The sequence below is a fragment of the Microbispora rosea genome, assembly GCF_044460045.1.
Taxonomy (GTDB): domain Bacteria; phylum Actinomycetota; class Actinomycetes; order Streptosporangiales; family Streptosporangiaceae; genus Microbispora; species Microbispora rosea.
Genome location: NZ_JBITJO010000012.1, coordinates 120,341 through 142,437 on the forward strand (window position 1 = coordinate 120,341; position 22,097 = coordinate 142,437).

At 70.5% G+C, this 22,097-nt stretch carries 18 protein-coding genes; 8 read left to right on the plus strand and 10 right to left on the minus strand.

What is annotated here, in order from left to right:
• The first annotated feature begins 35 nt into the window (after positions 1-35).
• Entirely contained in the window at positions 36-1,646 is a 1,611-nt protein-coding gene (locus ACIBK1_RS35150; RefSeq protein ID WP_396740019.1) for a thiamine pyrophosphate-binding protein, read from the plus strand.
• A gap of 59 nt (positions 1,647-1,705) precedes the next feature.
• Positions 1,706-3,145: an aldehyde dehydrogenase family protein gene (locus ACIBK1_RS35155; protein WP_030511581.1), complete on the plus strand. Its 1,440-nt coding sequence runs from the start codon at positions 1,706-1,708 to the stop codon at positions 3,143-3,145.
• 66 nt (positions 3,146-3,211) lie between these two features.
• Here the strand turns inward: ACIBK1_RS35155 and ACIBK1_RS35160 are convergent, their stop codons facing one another.
• The 3 genes from ACIBK1_RS35160 to ACIBK1_RS35170 all read right to left on the minus strand — a co-directional run bounded on the left by ACIBK1_RS35160 (position 3,212) and on the right by ACIBK1_RS35170 (position 5,347).
• Positions 3,212-3,682, minus strand: a complete 471-nt coding sequence (locus tag ACIBK1_RS35160) for a class I SAM-dependent methyltransferase (protein ID WP_396740020.1) — start codon at positions 3,680-3,682, stop codon at positions 3,212-3,214.
• 111 nt (positions 3,683-3,793) lie between these two features.
• Positions 3,794-4,405: an RICIN domain-containing protein gene (locus ACIBK1_RS35165; RefSeq protein ID WP_081903955.1), complete on the minus strand. Its 612-nt coding sequence runs from the start codon at positions 4,403-4,405 to the stop codon at positions 3,794-3,796.
• A gap of 297 nt (positions 4,406-4,702) precedes the next feature.
• Positions 4,703-5,347, minus strand: coding sequence for a hypothetical protein (locus ACIBK1_RS35170; protein ID WP_030511579.1), 645 nt, complete (start codon positions 5,345-5,347; stop codon positions 4,703-4,705).
• Positions 5,348-5,481: 134 nt separating this feature from the next.
• Between ACIBK1_RS35170 and ACIBK1_RS35175 the strand changes: the two genes are divergently transcribed.
• On the plus strand, positions 5,482-7,500 hold the full coding sequence (locus ACIBK1_RS35175; protein WP_396740021.1) for a sensor histidine kinase: 2,019 nt from the start codon (positions 5,482-5,484) through the stop codon (positions 7,498-7,500).
• On the plus strand, positions 7,491-8,138 hold the full coding sequence (locus ACIBK1_RS35180) for a response regulator transcription factor (protein ID WP_396740022.1): 648 nt from the start codon (positions 7,491-7,493) through the stop codon (positions 8,136-8,138). The genes ACIBK1_RS35175 and ACIBK1_RS35180 overlap by 10 nt, the downstream gene beginning before the upstream one ends.
• Positions 8,139-8,153: 15 nt before the next feature.
• Here ACIBK1_RS35180 and ACIBK1_RS35185 read toward each other — a convergent pair whose 3' ends face one another.
• From ACIBK1_RS35185 to ACIBK1_RS35200, 4 genes are all read right to left on the minus strand, one after another.
• The gene (locus tag ACIBK1_RS35185) at positions 8,154-9,470 is read right to left on the minus strand and encodes a hypothetical protein (protein ID WP_030511576.1); all 1,317 of its coding nucleotides are present in this window, start codon (positions 9,468-9,470) and stop codon (positions 8,154-8,156) included.
• Positions 9,471-9,479: 9 nt separating this feature from the next.
• Positions 9,480-9,905 carry a cupredoxin domain-containing protein gene (locus ACIBK1_RS35190; RefSeq protein WP_051762552.1) on the minus strand — a complete coding sequence of 142 codons (426 nt, stop codon included), beginning with the start codon at positions 9,903-9,905 and terminating at the stop codon, positions 9,480-9,482.
• Positions 9,906-9,934: 29 nt separating this feature from the next.
• Positions 9,935-10,834, minus strand: a complete 900-nt coding sequence (locus ACIBK1_RS35195; protein ID WP_396740070.1) for a copper resistance CopC family protein — start codon at positions 10,832-10,834, stop codon at positions 9,935-9,937.
• A 162-nt stretch (positions 10,835-10,996) separates the two neighbouring features.
• Complete coding sequence (locus ACIBK1_RS35200) at positions 10,997-12,874, minus strand: serine hydrolase domain-containing protein (protein ID WP_396740023.1); 1,878 nt, start codon at positions 12,872-12,874, stop codon at positions 10,997-10,999.
• A gap of 166 nt (positions 12,875-13,040) precedes the next feature.
• Here ACIBK1_RS35200 and ACIBK1_RS35205 point away from each other — a divergent pair, with 166 nt between their 5' ends.
• The 3 genes from ACIBK1_RS35205 (at position 13,041) to ACIBK1_RS35215 (ending at position 16,707) form a co-directional block, all read left to right on the plus strand.
• Positions 13,041-14,192: a sensor histidine kinase gene (locus ACIBK1_RS35205; RefSeq protein WP_051762547.1), complete on the plus strand. Its 1,152-nt coding sequence runs from the start codon at positions 13,041-13,043 to the stop codon at positions 14,190-14,192.
• Entirely contained in the window at positions 14,170-14,823 is a 654-nt protein-coding gene (locus tag ACIBK1_RS35210) for a response regulator transcription factor (RefSeq protein WP_396740024.1), read from the plus strand. Before ACIBK1_RS35205 ends, ACIBK1_RS35210 begins: the two co-directional genes overlap by 23 nt.
• Positions 14,824-15,051: 228 nt before the next feature.
• A complete protein-coding gene (locus ACIBK1_RS35215; RefSeq protein WP_396740025.1) occupies positions 15,052-16,707 on the plus strand; it encodes a cellulose binding domain-containing protein in 1,656 nt (551 codons plus the stop codon).
• On the opposite strand, the gene ACIBK1_RS35220 is transcribed toward ACIBK1_RS35215, so the two are convergent.
• Entirely contained in the window at positions 16,679-18,085 is a 1,407-nt protein-coding gene (locus ACIBK1_RS35220) for a hypothetical protein (protein WP_156081200.1), read from the minus strand. The two genes, ACIBK1_RS35215 and ACIBK1_RS35220, sit on opposite strands and share 29 nt — an antisense overlap.
• 199 nt (positions 18,086-18,284) lie before the next feature.
• On the opposite strand from ACIBK1_RS35220, the gene ACIBK1_RS35225 reads away from it, so the two are divergent.
• The gene (locus tag ACIBK1_RS35225) at positions 18,285-20,504 is read left to right on the plus strand and encodes an NACHT domain-containing protein (protein WP_396740026.1); all 2,220 of its coding nucleotides are present in this window, start codon (positions 18,285-18,287) and stop codon (positions 20,502-20,504) included.
• Here the strand turns inward: ACIBK1_RS35225 and ACIBK1_RS35230 are convergent.
• Both ACIBK1_RS35230 and ACIBK1_RS35235 read right to left on the minus strand, forming a co-directional pair.
• On the minus strand, positions 20,477-20,974 hold the full coding sequence (locus ACIBK1_RS35230) for an NUDIX domain-containing protein (RefSeq protein WP_396740027.1): 498 nt from the start codon (positions 20,972-20,974) through the stop codon (positions 20,477-20,479). The two genes, ACIBK1_RS35225 and ACIBK1_RS35230, sit on opposite strands and share 28 nt — an antisense overlap.
• Positions 20,975-21,122: 148 nt before the next feature.
• Positions 21,123-21,962, minus strand: coding sequence for an RNA polymerase sigma factor (locus tag ACIBK1_RS35235; protein ID WP_396740028.1), 840 nt, complete (start codon positions 21,960-21,962; stop codon positions 21,123-21,125).
• Positions 21,963-22,097: the final 135 nt, after the last annotated feature.

Consider the following 22,097-nt stretch of genomic DNA (forward strand, 5'->3'; position numbering starts at 1 on the left):
TCACACCCGCTCAGGAGCGGAGGAAAGGTAAGCCAATGACGAAGACCGGTGGAGAACTCCTCGCCGAACAGCTGATCGCGGAGGGCGTTCGAACGATCTTCGGAGTTCCCGGGATCCAGTTGGACTACGCGCTGGACGGTCTCGCGCAGAACCGCGAGTCGATCGATTTCATCTCGGCGCGACACGAGCAGGGCGCCGCGTACATGGCGGACGGCTACGCGCGGGTGGCCGACAGGCCCGGCGTCTGCATGGTCGTGCCCGGACCCGGCCTCCTGAACGCCGCCGCGGCGTTGTCGACCGCGTACGCGACGAACAGTCCCGTCGTCTGCATCGCCGGTCAGATCCCTTCGCCGACCATCGGCAGGGGTCTCGGCATGCTTCATGAGATCCCGGGGCAGTCGGACCTCCTCCGTTCGCTCACCAAGTGGAACGGGATCGCGACGTCGCCCGAGGAGATCCCCGGCCTCGTACGCGAAGCGTTCACGCGGGTCTCCAGCGGACGCCCGCGGCCCGTCGGCATCGAGATCCCACCGGACGTGCTCCAGGCGAAGACGACCGCCGGGGTGGCGCCCCCCGAGGGTGACCTCACCGATGAGATCGACGAGGACTCGGTCGGCCGTGCCGTCGAGCTCCTCGCCGCCGCCGAGCGGCCCGTGATCGTCGCGGGGGGAGGAGTGCGCGACGCCGCATCCGGCGCCGCACTCCAGGCACTCGCCGAGCGCCTCGGCGCGCCCGTCATCACCAGCCGGAACGGCAAGGGCGCCATCAGCGACCTGCACCCGCTCGCCCTGTCGCGACTGGCCGGCGCGGACGTCCTCGCGGACGCCGACGTCGTGCTGGCCGTCGGCACCCGCTTCATCACCATGACCGGGCAGCCGGTCGTCCGGCCCGGACGCCGCCGCCTCATCGCGATCAACGCGGATCCCGCCGACGTGGGCGCGCCGCGCGAGTTCGACGTCGTCGTCATCGCCGACGCCAGGGTCGCGCTGGAGGCGATCGCGAGCTCCCTCCCCGACGGCAAGCGTGAGGCGCCGGAGCTCGACGGCCACCGCAAGCGGGAACGTGACGCCCTGAGCGTGATCGCGCCTCAGGTGGAGTGGCTCCGGGCGATCCGCGGGGCCATGCCGGACGACGGCGTCTTCGTGGAAGAGCTCACGCAGGTCGGCTACGCGGCGCGCCTGGCGTTCCCCGTGTACGAGCCGGGAACCTACGTGACGCCCGGCTACCAGGGCACGCTCGGCTACGGTTTCCCGACCGGTCTCGGCGCGGCCGTCGGAGCCGAGGGCCGGCAGGTCGTCTCGATCAACGGTGACGGTGGTTTCGGGTGGGCGCTGCAGGAGCTGTCCACGGCCGCCAAGTACGCTATCGGGCTCGTGACGGTGGTGTTCCGCAACGACGCGTTCGGCAACGTCCAGCGCATCCAGACCGAGACGTTCGGCCGCAACATCGGCGTCGAGCTCAAGAACCCCGACTTCGTCGCCCTGGCCGGGGAGTTCGGCGTCGCGGGCGAGCGGGTGACCACCCCGGAGGCGCTCGGCGCCGCGATCCGCAACGCCCGCGGGACGGACGCGCCGGTGCTCATCGAGGTTCCGTTCGGTGACGTCCCCTCCCCGTGGAAGCTCCTGGCAGAACCGTCCATCGGCTGAGCGGCGACGCGAAGAGCCGTTCAGGGCTCACCAACTCACGATCCAGGAAGGCTGGATTCATGGCATCTCCCAGGGGCACCGTCGACGATTCGCTGTGGCTGGACAATGCCCGGGTCGTCCCGTCGGGGTCGACGTACGTGCCGGTGGACGACTCCGCGACCGGTGAGGAGATCGCCAGGGTGCGGTCCGCCACCAGCGAGGACGTCGACCGTGCATTCGACTCGGCCGCACGCGCGCAGAGGCGGTGGGCGGGCGTCTCGCCCGCTGATCGCGTCGCCGTGGTCGGGAAGGCCGCGGACATCCTGGAAGGCATGGCGGACGACCTCGCCGTCACGATGCAGGCGGAGGTCGGCACCGTGGCGAGTCAGGTTCGCGGCGCGCAGGTCGGCCTGGGCCTCACGGCCATGCGTCTCACGGCGGCCTCGGCTTTCGCCGCGATCACGGAGCGCGAGAGGATCGGCGACTCGGAGGTCGTCCGGGAACCCGCGGGCGTCGTCGGAGCGATCACCCCGTGGAACTATCCGCTGTTCCAGGTGGCTTTGAAGGTGGCGCCGTCGATCGCCGCCGGTTGCGGCGTCGTGCTCAAGCCGGCGGAGGTCGCCCCGCTCACGACGTTCCTCGTGGCGGAGGCGTTCGCCGAGGCCGGGCTCCCCGCGGGCGTGCTGAACGTCGTCTGCGGCAGCGGCGCAAGCGTGGGCAGCGCGATCGCGGGCCATCCGCGCGCGGACTTCGTCTCCTTCACCGGCTCCGTCGCGGCCGGACGCGAGGTCGCCATGGCCGCCGCCCGGTGGGGCACGCGCACATCGCTGGAACTGGGCGGAAAGAGCGCCGCGATCGTCCTCGACGAGGACAAGGTGCGGGCCGCGGTGCGGCACACGATCGCGAGCTGCTTCGGCAACGCGGGGCAGACGTGTGCGGCGCTGTCCCGGCTGATCGTTCCGCGTCACCTCCTCGACGAGGCCGAGGACGAGGTCCGCGCCGCGCTGGAGCAGGTCGTCGTGGGCGACCCCTTCGACGCGGCCAGCACCGTCGGACCGCTGGCGAGCCGGGAACAACGGAACAGAGTGGCCGAGCACCTCCGCGTCGCCGGCCAGACCGCAGGGGTGCGCACCGTCGCGGCGAAGGACGTCTCCCACCTCACACGCGGTTGGTACGCGGCACCTACGGTGGTCGTGGCCGACGATCCAGGCGCGCCGATCGTGCAGGAGGAAGTGTTCGGACCCGTGCTCGCGATCCAGCCTGCCGACGACGAGGCGCATGCGATCGAGCTCGCGGAAGGGACGCGGTTCGGCCTCATCGCCCGCGTGTGGACCGATGACGATGCCCGCTTCGAGCGCGTCGCCCGGCGGCTTCGAGTCGGCGGCGTGATCCAGAGCGACGCGCCGACCGCGTGGGACGCGCCGTTCGGAGGCGTCAAGGACTCCGGGTACGGGCGCGAGCGCGGTGCGTACGGTGTCGAGGAGTACCTCGTTCCCAAGTCTCTGCAGCGCAGAGGCTGACAGGTCCGACCCCTCGGGAACAAGCCTTCGGTCATCGATGCCATGCCGAGCTTTCCGGTCGCCCTGTCAGGCCGGGCGGAGCAGGGCGACAAGGAAGGTCGAGTCGTCCCTGAACGGACGCAGGTCCCAGGTGGACAGCAGCAGGTCGGGTTCGAGCGCGACGGCGGCCGCGTCCGCGAGGAACTCGCCGAACTCGTAGCCGCGGCCGGCGCCGAAGCCGATCGCGACCCGGCCGTCCGGCGCGAGGTGGGCACGGAACCGTCTCGGCACCTCGCGACGGGTGCTGGGCGCGAGGAACGTCATCACCTTCCCGGCGCAGACGACGGCATCGAACGGCGTGGTGACGCCCTGCGCGGGAAGATCGAGTTCGGCCAGGTCTCCGACCATCCAGCGCGGCCCGGAGTGGTCCTGCTCGGCGGCCTCGATCAGGGCCGGATCGACGTCGACGCCGACGACGTCGTGGCCGGCCTCGGCCAGTGCGCCACCGACCCGGCCGGTTCCGCAGCCGGTGTCGAGGATGCGGGCGCGGCGCGGCACTGCGATCTCACGCTCAGCCGAACCACTCAGCCGGCCACCGGATGGGCGCGAAAGATCGAGATAAGGCTGCCCGATGCTGTCAGAAGTGCATGATGCCGTCCGGCCACGATGTCAGGACAACACCCACTTCTCGTTGTAAGGCGGGAATTTATCGCAGGTGAACTGTACCGCTGAGGCGTTGTTTGCCCCACTCGCACCCAAAACGGTTAAACATTTATTGCTGTTGCGATTGACGATATGATAATACCCGTCTGCTGGGCTGAGGTCGACGAGATACCATTGCTCGTTGAAGGGGAAGGTGTAGTCACATGTGAACTGCACCACTTTGGCATTCTCGGCCTTGCTCGCACCCAAGACCGTAAGGCATTTTCCGCTATGCCGGTTTCTGATGTGGAAGTATTTATTGAATGCGCTGAGATCTTCCAGGTACCAGTCCTCGTTGAAAGGATAGGTTTTGTCGCAGGTGAACTGTACTGCTGAGGTGTTTTCCGCTCCCCCCGCACCCAGAACTGTCAGGCACTTATTACTGTGGCCATTGACAACATGGAAGGGGCCGATGAGATTTGCCGTGAAGTAGCCCGCGTGCCGGAACGGCAATGCAGCGGTCGTCGTGGTGGCAGCGGCGGTGCTCGCCGTAGCGGAGGCTGGGACAATTGCCGAGGAGGCCGCGGCGATGAAGGCGAAGGTCAGGCCCAGTCGAGTCTTGCGCGTGCTGTCCGTCATTTCCAGGTCCCTTTCGGTGAACGTCCGCCGGCGTGAGTCGACAGCGGTGCCTTCTCGTGCAGAATGGTCGCGGCGGGGGGGATGGGGCGACCAGCGAGCCCCTCCAGAGGCGGGCCGAGGATCTGTTGGCCGTAGGGTCGGCCGGCCTCGATCAGGCGGGGAATGTCGGGCGGGGTGGGGGCGGGTAGGCCGGGGTGTTCGGCGGGGCGGCCGAGTTCGGTGATGAACTGCTCGAATCCCGACGGTGTGGTGATCTGCAGGCCGCGTACGGGGACGTCGGTGACGATGTGCCCCGGGTCATTTCCGGGTCATCGCCACCACTCCGACGGCGGCGGCCCAGATGCCGATGAGCGACCCGACCGGGAACAGGGGGTCGAACCGGTCGGTGAACGCGATGGTGGCGGAGGCGAGCGCGTAGGCCAGCCCGCCGACCAGGCCGAGCGCGAGCGTGACGCGGTTGCCGACCGTCCGGGTGAGGCCGCCGGCGACGGCGAGGACAACGATGCTCAGTGCCCAGAGCGTGTCGACGATCGTCTCGTTCCACGTTTGCATCGTGGAGACGGTCGTCGGCTGACCCGCCGCGAGGGAGTCGGCCTCCAGCGCGGCGAACAGGTGCGCGGCCATGCCGACGGTGGCGAGGACGCCGATGCCGGCGATGACCTTGGTCGCCGCGGCCATGCTCCTGCCGAGGTCGCGGCGCGAGATCGCGAAGATCCCGGCGGTGAACAGGCCCATCGAGAGCAGCAGCAGCGCGTGGGAGGGATACCAGCTCGGCTGCACGAGCATCTCGTGCAACTGCTGGACTTTGTCGCCCTCGCCGCTGTCGCCGGGATGGGTGGCGCCGCCGGCGATGAAGGTGATGCCGCCCAGCACCAGGCAGATGCCGCTGACCAGGTTGAGCCGCGAGCTGGTGGAAGGGCGCGTCGTGACCGGCGTGCTCATAGCTGCCTCCTCGTGCATGTCGTTGATGGGTCAACGGTGACCGACGGTCGTCCTTCGCGGATGCGTGCACACCCTGCTTTTCTGCAGGGAAAACCCTCATTCGCAGGGACGTTCGGCTGTGTCACCATTCCGGTGTGGCCACAGCGGCGAACGCGTACGAGGAGGCCCCGCCGGCCGCCCGCGAGGCAGGACTCGGCGTGGTGGCGCTGGTGGTCGCCGTGCTCGTCAGTTACGGGTGGTCTCTCGGGTTCCACCTCGCGAACGCCCACAACGGGCTGATCGCGGCGTCGTGGACGGCGGTCGGGCTCTACGTCGTCCGGATGCGGCCCCGGCACCGGGAGGGCTGGCTGTTCGTCGCCACCGGTGTGGTGCACGCCGTGATGTTCTTCGGCCGGCAGTACGGCCTGCACGAAGGTCCGCTGCCGGCGGCGTCATGGCTGGGGTGGCTCGGCGTCTGGCCGCTGCCGCTCGCGATCGCGGGGTTCGGCTGGATGCTGATGGCGTTCCCCGACGGCAGGCTGCTCTCCAGGAGATGGCTCGGCGCCGCATGGGCCATGGCCGCGGTGGCGGGCGCGATGGCGACGGCCTCCGCGCTGTGGCCGGTGGAGTACGACCGGACCGGTCTGGTCGCGCCGCACCCGTTCGGTGTGCCGGGGGCCGCGGCGGCTGCCCGGGTGTGGGAGTACGCGCAGTTCAGTTACCTGCTCTTCCAGGCGCTCGGGACGGTCGCGATCGTGGTCCGCCTGCGGCGTGCCGACGGCGATGAGGCGCGCCGGATGCGGTGGCTGGTGTTCGCGGTCGTGATGGACATCCTGATCCTGGCGGCCGGGTTGGTGATCTTCGGCAGCCCGGTGCCGGGGTTGCTCGGCTTGCCGCTCGTTCCGGTCGCCGCCGCGTTCGGGATCTTGAGGCACCGGCTCTATGACATCGATCCGGTCATCAACAAGACCATCGTCGTCGGATCGATGCTGCTGCTCGTCACCGCCGGCTACGTCGCGCTCGTGGTCGGCGTCGGCGGGCTGGTGCCGGTGGAGGAACGCTGGCGGTCACTGCTCGCGACCGCCGTCGTCGCAGTCGCGTTCGAGCCGTTGCGGCGGCGTGCCCAGCGTCTGGCCGACCGCCTCGTCTACGGGCCGCGGGCGACGCCGTACGAGGCACTGTCCCGGCTGTCCGCTCAGCTCACCGCCGCACCTGAGGAGCTGCTGGACGGGATCGCCGCGACGGTCGCGAGCGCGCTCGGGGCGAAGGAGGTGGTCGTCTGGGTCGGCGACGAGGCGTGCATGGCTCCGCGGGCAGGCTGGCCTCAGCCCGTGGGCCGGACCGATCCGGCGCCCCTGAGCGATCTGCACCATGGACTGCATCACGGGGGGCCGCGCTGGCATGTGCGGCCGATCGTCGATCAGGGCACTGCCCGTGGCGCGATCGCCGTACGCAAACCGCCCGGTGAGCCCCTGACCGCGGCCGAGGAGCGGCTGCTGACGGACCTGGTCGCGCAGACCGGTCTAGTGATCGTCCAGCAGGAGCAGGCTCAGCAGTTGCAGGCGGCCGCGCGGCGCATCGTCTCCGCGGAGGACGCGGCCCGGTGGCGCCTGGAGCGTGACCTCCACGACGGCGTGCAACTCCGGCTGGTGACCCTGGGCCTGGAGCTCGGCGCTCTCGCCGAGCAGGCGAAGGCGTCCGGCGACGGCCTCCTCGCGTCCAGGGCCAAAGACGCTCGCGCCCAGCTGCTGGAGGCCACGGCGGATCTGCGCGAACTGGCCCGCGGCCTGCATCCCATCGTGCTCGCGCAGGACGGTTTGGAGGCCGCGCTTGCTGCCGTGGCGGACAGGTCCGCCATCCCCGTACGGCTGCGGGTGAGCGTCGGGAGCAGACTGCCACGCGAGATCGAGGCGACGGCGTACTACCTGGTCAGCGAGTCGATCACGAACGCGGCGCGGCACTCGGCGGCCGGCGTGGTGACCGTCGACGTCACCGTCGGCGGCGATGGGTTGCGGATCCTGGTGGCCGACGACGGCCGCGGCGGTGCACGGCCCGCGGCGGGCAGCGGGCTGCAAGGGCTCGCGGACCGGGTCGCCGCGTTGGGAGCCAGGCTCGAACTCGACAGCCCTGCCGGTGGCGGGACGCGGCTCAGGACGGTGCTGCCATGCGGGTGATCGTCGCGGACGACGCGCTGCTGTTCCGGGAGGGGATGACGCGCATCCTCACCGAGATGGGCTTCGAGGTGATCGGCCGGGCGCGCCACGGCGCCGAGCTGGTCGGCCTGGTGCGCCGGGATCCGCCCGCCGTGGTCATCACCGACCTGCGGATGCCGCCGGGCTTCGCCGACGAAGGCATCGAGGCCGCCGCCGAGATCCGGTCTTTCGCCCCGCACGTGGGACTCATGCTGCTGTCGCAGTACGTCGAGGTGCACCACGCGCTGCGGCTCATGGACGAGTTCGACGGCGCGGTCGGCTACCTCCTCAAGGACCGGGTGTCGGACCTCGGAGCGTTCGCCGTCGACATCCGCAGAGTCGCGGCCGGCGAGGTCGTCATCGACCCGGAGCTGGTGGCGCGGCTGGTCGGCCGCCGCCGGGAACACGACTCCCTCGCCGAGCTCACCGACCGCGAGCGCGAGGTCCTGGCGCTGATGGCCCAGGGCCTGACCAACGCGGCACTGGCCAAGGAGCTCTTCGTCAGCCCGAAGACCGTCGAGGGCTACGTGCGCAGCGTCTTCACCAAACTCGGTCTGGCACCGGGCGAGCGGGAGCACCGGCGGGTGCTGGCGGTGTTGCGGTTCCTGCGCACGCACTGACCCCCATGTCGCGGCTCAGGCGGCGAACAGGAGAAGCAGACCCACGACGGTGTAGACCACCATCAGCACGAGCAGGGGGATCTGCCCGAGTACGGCGGTTCGGCGGGGGAACAGGGCCAGCGCCCGGTCGTGCGCCAGGACGGTGCCCAGCACGTGGCCGATGACGATGACCGTGACCTGGAGGGTGGCGACCCCGGCCGGGGTGGTGCCGAACGCCTGGATGGTCCACCCGGCGGTGCCGAGCCAGTCCGCGCCGGTGTCCAGCGGATCGGACAGCAGGGCGATGGTCCGCTGCCCCTCCAGGAGGAACAGGGTGTAGTAGTGGGCGACGACGTATCCGACGGCTATCGGGACGATCGAGTGGGCGATCTCGCCCGCCGTCATGCCGGGATCGGCCGCGCCCCATCGGCCGGCGAGCGCGGTCGCGGCCCGGTACGCCGCGAGCACCACAGCGATGACGGCGACCAGGCCCGCGGTGCCCGTGACCGGGGCCGGCACCGCGCTCTCCTGAATGAAGCGCACCCACACCGGGGCGTTGGACAGGCTGTCGTACATGGTGGAGCCAAGGAGCACGACCACCAGCGTCGTCAGCCCCGGTGCCGGTCGCAGCCCGGCCATGCCGTCGAGGGAGTTACGCCAGACCACGACGCCGTCGCCGCGTCTCGCCGACGGGGCGAGTCTGCCCACGAGGTCGCTGTAGACCTCGAACGGATCGGCGTGGCCGAACCACCGGGAGCCGAAGACGACGGCTCCGGCGAGCATGAGCACGGCGTAGCCCGCGAGCCAGGCGCCGATGACCGGCAGGGTGGCCCGCTCGGGGGCGACCAGTTCCAGCCAGACGAAGGCGAACAGACCGGCGCAGGCGGGCCAGTATCCGACCCGAGCGGGCAGTGGCCGCAGGCCGAGTTCGGGGTCGCGTCCGAGCCCCTTGCAGGCCAGCAGGTGCAGCGTCCGCAGCGGGCTCAGGCCGCGCCACACCGGGCCGAACAGCACCGACAGCGGCACCAGGCCGACCCAGAACAGGACGTAGAACGCCCCCGCCGTGGGGTTGTCGGCCCGATCGGGCCCGAAGATCAGCCCGATGCAGAAGTACGCCGCGGCGACGAGCCCGGCGATCCGCCAGCCCCACCGCCAGGCCGGCGAGGTCACCGCCGTCCGCAGGGCGGCGGGCACCGAGCGGGCAGCGGTGAGGGCGGTGTCCAGGCGCGGTTGTTTCCACAGCGCGCCGAGCGCCACGAACGACACCAGCAACGCGAGGGCCGCGCCGGTCAGCGCGGCCGAGAACGGGATCGGCAGGTCTTGACGGCCCCCGACACCGTGAGCCAGCAGCATCCCGGCGGCCTAACGCACGACGAGCTGGAACAGCTGCAGTCCCGACTCGTGGGTTTCCATCTCGAACAGGCCGGTCTGGTCGGCGACGAACTCGATGCTCGCGGGGGTGCCGGGCTGCAGCTCGGCCTCCTTGTCGTACCCGTGCAGATGCGCCTCGTCGGCGGCGTCGCCGGTGACCGTGATCCGCACCGTCTGGCCCTTGGTCACCTCGATCCGTCCCGGTGGCGGGGTGACCGTCCGACCGGCGATGGTGACCGTGATCTCCTTCACGGCCGAGCCGGCGGGGGCGGCGGCCGACTCGGTGGATGCCGGGGCGGCCGATTGGGCGGGGGCGGCGGCATCCGACCCGCCACAGGCAGACGTGGCCATCAGCAGGGCCACGCCGAGCGGGAGCGCGGCGAGCAGCGGGCGCAGGCGGGCAGGGACGATCATCATGGGGGGATACTCCTGAGGGGCGGGGCGGATCAGCGTCGCTTGGTGGATTTGGGGCGTTGGGGGCTGCGTGACGCCGGGGCGCGTGCGGGTTTCCTGGCCTGAGGCCGGCCGGAAGGCCGCCGGGCCGCCGGGGTGACGGGCGCAGGTCTCCGCGCGGCCCGCACCACCAGGACGCCCGCTCCGACGACGAGGACCGCGGGCACCAGCCATACCGACAACCCGCTGCCGGAGTCGCCCGGCTGCGCTGCCCTCGCGGCGGTGCCGGCCGTGCCGGTTTGGGGAACCGCGGCCTGGCTGGCCCCGGTCTGCGTGACCGCGGCCGGGCTGCCGCCGGTTTGGGGCGCCGCGGGGCCCATCGCCGCCGGGCTGCTCCCACTCTGCGGCACCGGGGGCTGGGCTCCGCTCCCGTGCTCGGCCGAGGCGAGCAGGCTGGGGTCGGGCTCGTCGTCCGGGGCCTGCCAGCCCTTCGGCGGTCCCGAGGTCGTGCCCTTGTAGGTGAACCGCAGCTCTCCCCGCACGGGCTCCCCGTCCGAGGCGATCGACAGATACCGGACGACGTATTCGCCCCGCTCCGGCCAGTAGGCGACCGGGATCTGCGCCGGGTATCCGGTGTTGTACACGCTTGGTTCCCACACCCCGTTGATCAGGTTGTACTCCTGAACCGGCTTGTCGAGGCGCTCGGGCTGACCGTGACTCCAGGGCCGGTCGACCCGGGCACCATTGGGAGCGGTGACCGCGAAGTACGCGTTCGGGGCGGGCTGCTCGGTGAAGTAGAGGGAGAGGGACTTCAGGGGCTCGCGCACCGTGCCGTTCTTGGCCGGTGTCGACATCGCGAGCTGGCCGTGGGCGGAAGCGGGCGTCGCCAGGGCGGTCATCGTCAGCACGCCGGCGACGACCAGCAGAAGCAAGCGGCCCACCCCGCGCGCCATCGTCACTTCTGCTCTCCACGAGGTACGGCCCCTGGATGGGGAGATGCGGCTCGGACCCGCGGGACCGATTGCGACGAGATTAACGACTTTCGCCGTAAAAGAACAGAACTTGATGCGTCTGCACCAGAAGTGGAGGGGGTCGGGCGACGGAATCAAGAGCGATCACAGGTGCCAGCCCAGCAGGTTCCAATGCAGGCAGAACCAGAGGAGGGCGAGCAGTCCCGCCAGCACGACCACCTGGTGCCCGCGGGCCAGGGCGCCCGCGCGCCGCCAGGCCCTCACGGTGGTGACGATCGCGGCGACGGTGAGTGCGAGGACCAGCGGCGGCAGCACCAGGAGGACCTGGACGCCGGCCGGCACGCCGTAGAGGATGCTCGTGTCGCCGGTCAGGACCAGCGTGAACAGCACCACGAACACCAGTCCGGCCGCGGCGGCGAGCCCGGTCAGGACACGCCCGGCGCGCCAGGCACGCGGAACGGGACGATCCCCGGCCCGGCGGACCACGGCCGCCACCGGCAGGCCGAGCACGGCGGACAGGGCGGTGACGGCGAACAGCAGGACGATGACGACGTTGACCGGCGGGGCGTCCCACCAGGGGACGCGTTGGTAGGCGGGTCCGTCCGTGGCCACGTACGCGACACCGCCCGCGCCGATCACCGGCGCCAGCCGCTGCGTCCCGCCGTTCTGCTGATACAGCCCGGGCCCCAGCGGGCTCCACGTCGAACCCCTGAAGGTGAGCTTCCCGCCCTCCACCCGCAGCCGGGTGGAACCGGTCAGGGCGACCACCTTCTCGATGCTGGACTCGGCGGACCGGGTGGGCTTGTAGAAGCCTTCGACGGGCATGACGGACGCGCCGCCGCCGGGTACGGCGCGCTTCCCGGGCAGGAAGCGGTCGAAGAAGGCGGGAATGACGTCGGCGGCGGCGTCGGCCCCGCCCACGCCGTTCATGGAGACGAACAGGCCGAGGTCCGCGTCGGGCACCAGCAGCAACGCGCTCTGGAAGCCCTCCCAGCCGCCGTCGTGCATGATCACGCGATGCCCGTTGAGCGTCTGCTCCTTGAACCCGTGGGCGTACCCGTCGATGCGCGGATCGGCCGCGAACGTCCGCTGATGCATGAGCCGGGCCGTCGGCTCGTCGAGGATGCGCCGGTCGCCGAAGCGCCCGTCTCGCAGGTGGGCGATCATGAAGTGGGCCATGTCGTTCGCGGTGGCGCTGATCGACCCGTCGGGGGCGAGGTTGTCGAAGACGAACGGCTTGCGCCGATACGCCCCGCCCTCGTATTCGTAGCTGCGCGCCAGATCCGCGGCCAAGGGGGCGGGGACGGGCTCGGCGGCCGTGCTGTGCCGCATCGCGAGCGGGGCGAGGATGTGGTCGCGCACGTACTCGTCGTACGGCTGCCCGCTCACCTCCGACACGATGTATCCGGCCAGCGCCGCCCCGTAGTTCGAGTACGCCGACACCTCGCCGGGCGGGCGCACCCGCGCCGGCATGTCGCCGGCGAGATAGTCCGCCAAGGGCGGCACCTCGTCCGTGCTCCGCGACCCCACGCCGATCGTGCGGTCCTCGAACCCGGCCGTGTGGTCCATCAGATCCTGCAGCGTGATCGGCCGGGGGTAGGTCGCGGGCACCCGGAACGCGGTGAGGTAGCGGTTCACGTCCGCCTTAAGGTCCAGCGTGCCCCGCTGAATCTGCTGCATCACCGCGGTCCAGGTGAACAGCTTGGTGATCGAGGCGATCCGGACCATCGAGGTGCCCGGGTCGAAGGGCCTGCGGTTCTCGACGTCGGCCAGTCCGTACCCCCTGCTGAAGAGCGTCTTCCCGCCGCCCACCACCGAGACGACCGCGCCCGGCACGTGGTTGGCCGCCAGCCCGTCCGCCATCGCGGCGTCGAAGAAGTCCGCCAGAGCACGTTCGTCCGGAATATCGGTGGCTGCCGCGGCAGGGGGGGCGACGCAGGGCGGCACGAGGATCGCCAGCGCCGCGCACACCACGACGAGCATCGAGCACACCACGACGAGCAGCGAACGGAAGACATACATGGGACGCTCCTGACCTTGTCCAGGCCATCCACGATGCGGCGGGTGAGGGTGCGGCCGCATCGCCATCGCGGCCACAGGTGTCTGCGACGAAAGTCAGAGGCCGCCCGGTGCCCGGCGCCGACTCCGGTATGAGGTGGCGCGCGGCCGCCCTGGCTACGCTGGACCGATGCTGTCGTACCGCGCGGCGCTGCGGCGGGTGGCCGCGCTCGGGCCACATGTGATCAGTGCGGCCTTCGTGACGCTCTGCCTGTTCCTCACCGTCCTGGCGGTCACGACGCCGTGGGCGCCGCTGCCGCGGCCCGTCATCGCCGCCGCCGGGCTGGCGGGCACGGGCGCGGTGTGGTTCCGGGGCCGGTGGCCGGTCGCGGTGGCCGTCGCCGGGGCGGGCGCGTACGTGCTGTCGGGCAATCCGGGGCCGCTGCTGATCAGCCTGTTCTCCGGCGCGGGCACACGTTTCGCGGCGCTGGCGGCGATCGGCATGGCGGGGTTCCTGGCCCAGCAGTGGGTGGACGGCGGCCGGTTGGGCACGGACGCGCTGATCTCGGCGCTGACCGCCACCGGGGTCACGCTGGCGGCAGGGGCGTACGTCACGACCCGCCGCGAGCTGACCCGATCACTGCGCGAGCGCGCCGAACGCGCCGAGACCGAGCAGCGTCTGCGCAACGAGCAGGCGAGGTCCGCTGAGCGCGGCCGGATCGCCCGCGAGATGCACGACGTGCTCGCGCACAAGATCACGCTCATCTCGCTGCACGCCGGCGGCCTCGAGGTGAACGGGAGCGCTGGGCCGGAGCGCGTCGAGCGGGAGGCGGCGCTGATCAGGGTCAGCGCGCAGGAGGCGCTCGAAGAACTGCGCAAGATCCTCGGTGTGCTGCGCGCCGGGCCCGACGATGACGACGACGACTTCCCCGACCTGCGGCGGCTGGTGGACTCCTGGGTATCGGCCGGTGGGGCCGTCACCCTGCACGGCGATATCGGCACCTGGCCACGGGAAACGGCCAGGGCCGCGCACCGCCTCGTCCAGGAGGGCCTGACCAATGCGCACAAGCATGCCCACGGGGCCCCGGTCACGGTCACGGCGACCGGGAGCAGGGAAGACGGCGTCACGATCGTGGTTGCCAACGGACGATCGCCTCGGCCGAGTCTGGAGACCGGCGCCGGGGTCGGTCTGGTGGGCCTGGCGGAGCGTTTCCTGCTGATCGGCGGAACGGTGCGCGGCGGGCCGGACGATGCGGGAGGCTGGCGTCTGGAGGGCCGGCTGCCGTGGCATGCCGCGGACGCATCCCCGAGGGAATCACATGATCAGAACACTGGTGGTTGACGACGAGTCGCTGATCCGCGCGGGGCTGCGGTTCATCATCGAGTCCGCACCCGACGTGGAGGTCGTGGGCGAGGCGGAGGACGGCGACCAGGCCGTCGACGTGGTCCGCCGTCTGAAGCCCGACGTCGTCCTGATGGACGTCAGGATGCCTCGGTACGACGGCCTGGCCGCCACCAGCGCCATCCGCCGGCTCGCCCCGGCCCCCGCGGTGATCATCCTCACCACGTTCGACACCGACGAGCACGTCTTCACCGCCCTGGAGGCGGGAGCCTGCGGGTTCCTGCTCAAGGACACCTCGCCGCACGACCTGATCCGGGCGATCCGTCTCGCGCATGCCGGCGACTCGATGCTCTCCCCGCGGGTCACTCGGCGGCTGATCCACCGGCTCACCACCGACCAGCCCATTCGCCGACGCCGTGACGCGCTCGCCCGGCTGGAGGCTCTGACCGGCCGCGAGCGCGAGGTGCTCATCGAGGTCGGGCTCGGCCGCTCCAACACCGAGATCGCGGCTCGCCTGAACATGAGCGAGGCCACCGTCAAGAGCCACATCTCCCACCTGTTCGACAAGCTCGCCGTCACGAACCGCGTACAGGTGGCCATCGCCGCCTACCGTGCCGGTCTGGTCGACTGACCCAGCACAGCCCGCCCAGCCCGGCCACCGTCTTCCGAGGTCCTGCTTAACCGGTGAAGAGAGGTGTAACTTTCATCGGCCCGGTCCCTGGCGCGGACCGGTTCCCCCAGGTGAGAAGGCATTTAGGAGGGTCGAGCCGGGCGGCCGGGTGCGGCGTGATTGCGGGGAGGGGCATCGGGCGTATTTCGTGCAACCGCTCCCCTCCGCACCGGCCGATGAGGAAGTCCCATGAGACGAGGGTTCCGCCCCATCCACCTACTCGTGTCGCTGGCTCTGGCCGTGGCCGCCGGCACGGTGGCGTTCTCCCACGCGGCCGCCGACGCGGCGAGCTCCGGCTTCGTGCAGCGGTGCGGCATCCATTTCTGCCTCAACGGCAAGACGTACTACTTCGCGGGCGCGAACACCTACGACGTGTTCACCTACGGCGGCAGCTACGGCGACACCGAGACGCAGTACATGGACAAGGCGCGGATCGACGCGCACATGGCCGAGTTGCAGGCCGACAAGGTGAGCGTGCTGCGGCTGTGGATGTTCAGCCATGAGAGCTGGCACGGGTTCGAGGCCGGCAAGGGCGTGTACAACGACCAGCAGTTCGCGCTGTTCGACTACGTCATCGAGTCCGCCAAGGCGCATGACATCCGGCTCATCCCGGTGTTCGAGAACTACTGGGAGGCGTACGGCGGCATCGACACCCGGCTGAAGTGGGAGGGCCTGAGCGGCGGCCACCCCGGACGTGCCGTCTTCTTCGACAAGACCAGGTGCCCGGGCTGCTTCACTCAGTACAAGAACTACGTCAATTACGCCCTGAACCGGACGAACCACTACAGCGGGATCAAGTACAAGGACGAGCCGGCCATCTTCGCCTGGGAGCTCATAAACGAGCCGCGCTACCAGGATGTCAGCGCGGACGAGAACAAGAGCGGCGCCACTCTGCGGAAGTGGGTCGACGAGATGGCCTCCTACGTCAAGAGCATCGATCCGAACCACCTGGTCGGGACCGGCATGGAGGGGCACGAGTCCCGGTACGGCTTCGGCGGCGACGAGGGCAACCCGTTCGTCTACATCCATCAGTCGCCGTACATCGACTTCACCTCGGCCCATCCCTATCCGAATGCCGGCTGGGCCAACCTCACGCTCGACCAGACCAAGACTCTCATCGGGAAGTGGATCTCCGACTCTCATGACGTGGTGGGCAAGCCGTTCTTCATGGGCGAGTTCAACACCGAGGGGAACGCCGACCGGGTCGCCTGGTGGACCGCGCTCTACGCGGACTTCGAGGCGAGGGACGGCGACGGCTCGGCCTTCTGGTGGTATCCGGACAAGAACGCCGGGGGCGACCAGCACAGCGTGAAGAGCGGCGACGCGGCGCTGGCCGTGTTCCGGGCGCACTCGGCCCGGATGGCGGCCAAGAGCGGCGGCACCGCCTCGCCCTCCCCGTCCCCCACCCTTTCTCCCACCGCGTCGCCGTCTGCCTCTCCCAGCCGGTCGCCGTCTCCGTCTCCCAGCCCGTCCCTCTCCCCGTCCCCGTCTCCGTCTCCCTCTCCTTCGACCAGCCCGACGTCGGCGCCCTGCACGGTCACCTACAAGACCAATGACTGGGGGAGCGGGTTCACCGCGGACGTGACGATCGCCAACGGCACGAGCACCGCGGTCAACGGCTGGACCCTGGTGTTCGCCTTCGCCGGAAACCAGAAGATCACCAACGCCTGGAACGGCACCGTCACCCAGTCCGGAACCCGGGTCACGGCGCAGAACGCGAGCTGGAACGGCGCGATCCCGGCCAACGGCGGCACGGCCGGCTTCGGCTTCCAGGCGAGCTACAGCGGCTCCAACGCCGCCCCGAGCGCGTTCACGCTCAACGGCACCCCCTGCGCGCGGAAGTGACCCCGCGACCGGCCCCGGCTCCGCAGTATTCGGCGACCGGCCTGCCTGTGCCCGGGTAGACCATCACCAGGAGGTGCTGGGGAGTCCACGCCTTCCAGCCGGGGCTCCGGTAGTGCACCCGGATCCGGTAGTGACCCTTTCCGCGGAACGCGAGGTTCGGCACGTCGGTCAGCCCGGATATGGGGTCCATCAGTTCGATGTGGCCGGTGAGGCTGTCGTAGCCGACCTCGACGACGTGGTCCCACCCCTTCAGCTCCAGAGGGGGCCGGCGGCGGTAGGTCTCCAGGGTCAGGCAGATGTCGTAGTCCGAGTGGCTGAGGATGATCACGTGCCCGGGGCCGGTGGCCACCAGTCCGTTCTTCTGGGCCTTGTCCAGCACGCCGTCATCCCATGGATTCTCCGCGACGCCCTCGGCGTACTCGAAGGACTCCAGCACGCCGTAGTCGGTGAAGGCGCGGTCGCGGGTCACCCGTACCGGTGTGATCCGCGGACGGTGCCGGGAGGAGTCGCACACCTTCTGGTTCCTGGTCTCCTCGGCCCGGAACTCGGCCTCCTCGGCGTCGATGTTCGCCTGCACCCGGGTGGCGGCGGGAGGGCAGATGGGCGCGATGGCGTAGGCGTCTTCGAGGCGGCCGGTGTAGGCGCGGCACGCGGCCTGTCCGTACGCCAGGAGGTCCCGGTCGGAGACGTTGGCGAAGGCTCCGCTGCCCCGGGCCTGGCAGAGGTAGGCGCGTTCGCCGGTGAGCACCCGGGTGCCGTCGCCGGTGGGGCAGTGGTCGAGCGGGGCGATGGGGCCGTTCATGAGGTCGGCGGCGGGCAGCAGCGCCAGCAGACCCAGCGCCGCCAGGATCACCGTGCCGCGGCGGAACGGGCGAGAGGTGAGCAGCCGGCGGATGCGGTGCCGTGGAGTCCGTACGGCCGCCAGCATGCACAGCGCGGCCAGCATGGGCGCGAGGTCGCCCTGCACGAACAACATGGCTCCCTCGGGCCCGCCCCACAGGCCGAGGCAACTCCGGTTGATGCCGATATCGAGGGCGAGGGCGAGCGGGGCCGTGCTGAAGGCGACCAGCAGCAGCGCCGCGAGGACTCGCGAGACGACGCGGCCGATCCGCGGACGCCGGACCCGGATGGAGATCCAATGGGCGAGGAACGCGACGACCACCGCGGGCAGGCCGCCGTACCAGACCGGCGGCATCCAGCTGTGGAGCACCGACAACGGTACGGTCGCCTCCATGAAGGCGTCCCACCCCGGGCACATGGCGGGGTAGTAGAACCCGCCGAAAAAGGCGGCGGAGTCTCTCAGGGAGAGGATGTATCCGGCCTCGGCCGCCGAGGCCACCAGGGCGACAGCCCACCACCAACGTGATCTCCACGACACGAGCCGACACCGTACCGATGCCTACCGACAGAAACCACCGGCAGCTTTCGGAGCGGACGGGATGCCGCGGGTCCATCCGCGCGAACGATCAATCAGGACGACAAGACCGTGCTGCGATCGGTCGTCGACGGAGGACCCCAGGGAAGATCCGGAATATCACGTTCTCGCCAGATAGATCGGGCGCTGTCACCATGTGGGAATGAGAGGCTGGGCCGGCTGGCGCCGCGTCGTGCTGCCCGCCGCAGGCGTGACCGCAGTCGCCGGGATCGGCTATGGGCTGACCAGGCTCTCCGAGTCGGACGCGGCGGTCAACTGGGCACAGCTCGCGAGCGTGGCCCTCGGCGTTTTCGCGCTCGTCCCTCCCCTGGTCGGCACCTGGCGGCGTCGGCAGCCGGGCGGCACGAGCACGATCGAGCAGATCGACCGCGCAGAGCGGGTGCTGCGGGTGCTCGTGCACGAGCAGTGGCGCGAGGAGATCGTGATGCGCGACCTCGACGAGCCGGCCCGGCTGCCGGTCCGCTGGAAGATCTCCGGTCTCGACGTGATGGACCAGGACGAGCACGTCGAGGGGCTGCGGCTGCTGCGCTCGTGGTTCGGCTTCGGGCGGGTGCGGTTCGACGGACGCACCGACCGGATGCCGGAGATGGCCAGCCGGTTCCGCAAGCTCGACCGGCGCCGGCTGGTGATTCTCGGCGAGGCCGGCATGGGCAAGACGACGTTGGCCGTGCTCCTGCTCAGGGAACTGCTGAAGGAGCCCCAGCCCGGGGACCGAATCCCCGTGCTGCTGTCGATGTCCGGGTGGGACCCGGCGGCCGAGCCTGTCCACCGGTGGCTGGGCAGGCGGTTGCGGGAGAACTACCCCGCGCTGCGCGCCCCCGAGTTCGGTCCGGACGCGGCTCGCGGCCTGGTCGCCTACCGGCGGATCCTTCCGGTCCTGGACGGCCTGGACGAGCTGCCCGAAGCCATGCGCCCGAGGGCGGTCAACGCGCTGAACGCCGCCTCGAAAGTCGATTCGCTCATCCTCACCTGCCGCACGGCCGAGTACGTGACGGCCGTGAACCTCCACGACGGCGTGGCGCTCGCGGGAGCGGCCGTCATCGAGCCCAGACCCGTCAAGAGCTCGGACGTCGTCTCCTATCTCCGCGACCGGCTCGCGCCCGGGCAACGCGCCGACTGGACCGGCCTGCTGTCCGCGTTGAAGGCCGACCCGGACGGCCCGCTGCCCAAGGCCCTCTCCACGCCGCTCGTCGTGTGGCTGCTGCACAAGGTGTACGTCGAGACCCGCGCGAATCCCGCCCCCTTGTGCGACGCCGGGCGCTTCCCGACGGCGGCCGCCGTCACCGACCACCTGCTCGACAACCTCGTGCAGGCGAGCTTCGCGGCCACCTCGCCCGACGAGGACCCCACCGAACGGCACGAGCACGACCACCCGTTCCGTCCCCAGCGGTCGTGGGACCCGAGCGAGGCGCGTAGGTGGCTGTCGTTCGTCGCCCGTCAGATGTCGGAGATCGGCACCAGGGACTTCTACTGGTGGCACCTCCACCGGGCGATCTCACGACGCTGGATCACCCTCGTCGGAGGCGTGACCGTCGGACTGACCGTCGGCGTCACGGTGGGGCTGACCAGCGATGCCGTGGTGGCGCTGCGCAGCCCGCACGAGGGCAGCCTCCGTGACGCGCTCCTCTTCGGCCTCTCCGGTGGCCCGGTGGGCGGGCTCGTCGGCGGACTCACCGGCGGGCTCATCCTGGAGCGGCTGAAGGGCTACACGCTGGAGCCGGCGTACGCCAAGCTGCGCTGGCGCGGGAGCGCCGGCCGGCTCGCCGTGCAGCTCGCGCTCGGGCTGGTCATGGTGCTCCCGGTCGGCATGATCGCGGCGTTCGCGCTGTGGCGGGTCGCGGGGATCTCCTCGCAGGTCGACAACCTGATCCTCTACGCGCTCGTCATCGGCGTCATCGGTGGTGTCACCCTCGGGCTCAACAAGTGGGTGACGACCCCCCTGACGAACGACCGGCCGCAGGGCCCGCTGATCACGTTGCGGCGGGACCTCCAGCTCGTGTACGGGCGTTCCCTCACCTTCGGGCTGGCGTTGGGCCTCGCGTTCGGCTTCGCCGGGACGCTGGTGAACGGTTTCTCCGGGCTGTTGCACGGCGCCGAGGCCGGGATCGCGTTCGGGCTCGCGGGCGGCGTCGTGTTCACGCTCACGTTCGGGTTCACAGGAGCCAGCTCGATCTACCTCGTCGCCGTCGCCATGCTCCGCGCCCGCGGACGGATCCCGCTACGGCTGATGAGCCTTCTGGAGGACGCCCATCGCGTCGGGCTGCTGCGGCAGGTGGGGCCGGCGTACCGGTTTCGGCACGAGAAGCTGCAGGATCGTCTCGCTCAACTCGACGGTCACGACGATCGGCCGGAGCCGAAGTAGCGGGCCACGACCTGGGTGTGCAGTGGGAACGCCAGCTCCTGAGGGCCGTCGATCACCAGCCATTCGCTGGTCTCCGCGGTGCGCGCGACCGGCGGCAGGGCGTCCGCGGACGTGCGCGGCCCGAGGCCGAAGATCAGCACGGTGCCGTCGGGCGCGCTGACCGTGTCGAACAGCCGGACGCCGGCCGCGTCGACGGCGATGCCCGTCTCCTCGCGGAGCTCTCGTACGGCGGCCTGTTGCCAGGACTCGCCGACGTCGATGAAGCCGCCGGGGAGGGCGAGCAGGCCGCGGTGCGGCTCGACGTCCCGGCGCACCACGAGAAGGCCGTCGCCCACCGGAAGCAGCACGACCGCGACCGGCAGAGGGTTGAGATAGCTGGTGTTGCCGCACTGCCGGCAGGTCCTCGGCCAGGACAGGCCGGGCGCGTAGGCCGCTCCGCAGAAGGAGCAGTGGGAGTTCCTGATCGCCATGATCGGGAGGGTAGCAACGGACGGCGGGTCGGTCGCCGGCCTCGGCGGGGCGATCCGTTCGATCTCGCTACGCCCTGCCCGTCGAGGCAGACAGGACGCTCCGGGGTCGCCGCCGGATGGAGTCTCTCGGCTCGCCGGGGCACACCCTTCACTCGGCCCCGTGCAGGTACTCGTCGAGACGGCCACGAACGTGGTTCCGGGCGCGTGCCAGGGCGGCTGTCGCCGAGAGCTCGTCGAGTCCGAGTGCCTTCGCTGAGCCGGCCAGCGCGTTGCCCTGCAGATCGACGAGCGCGAGAAGATCGCCGAGTGGCTCGGGCAGTTCGCCGAGTGCCTTGTCGAGCAGGTCATACACCTCTTCGGTCTCGTCGACCTCCTCCGGGCCCAGGATCTCCGCGCCGTCGCGCCACCCGTTCGGGCTGTCGACCCACCCGTCGATCCCGTCCTCGCCTGGGTAGAGATCCGGGTAGAAGAGCTCGGGCTCGTCGGCATCGCTGTTGAGGTCTTCGAGCGAGCCCGCTCGGGCTCGGGCAGCCGCGGTGACGTCGACGGCGGGCGCTGTACGCCCGTCAAGCCGCATTTGCGCATCGCTGAGTGTGTGCATGATTTCGGTCAGCTCGGCGATCCCCCGTGGGCGGGAATCTCTGCGTTGCAGAGCAAGGCCCACCTGTAGCGATCGCTGGGCGAGGTCCTCGGCGTTGGCGGGGTCGAGCAGTGAGGCACGCGTGAGGAGAGCGCTTCGCAGGTCCTCGGCGCCCGTCGCCTGCGACTCTTCCGCCACCGGCATCGCGTCGCCGTCCAGGTCGTCCTGGACGCCACCGGAACCGGAGCGCCGTCCAAGGAGCTCGCGGGTCGTGGCGATCTGTGCGACATACGTCGCGCAGTCCGGGCAGCCGGACACATGGGCGGTCAACGAATCCCGAAGGTGCTCAGGTGCCAGCCCGAGATCGCCGCCGAAGCGCACCACGTCGGAACATCTGCCTTCAGTCATGGAGTCACCTTCTCGGTTCGCCTCGTCGCACCGCGACAGGGCCGGCCAGGGGCGTTGATCGACGGCCCGTCCCTCTTGGCCATCTCGCCGGAGCCTGGTCTATATAGTCCAAGTTGTGCAATCTAACACACTCGT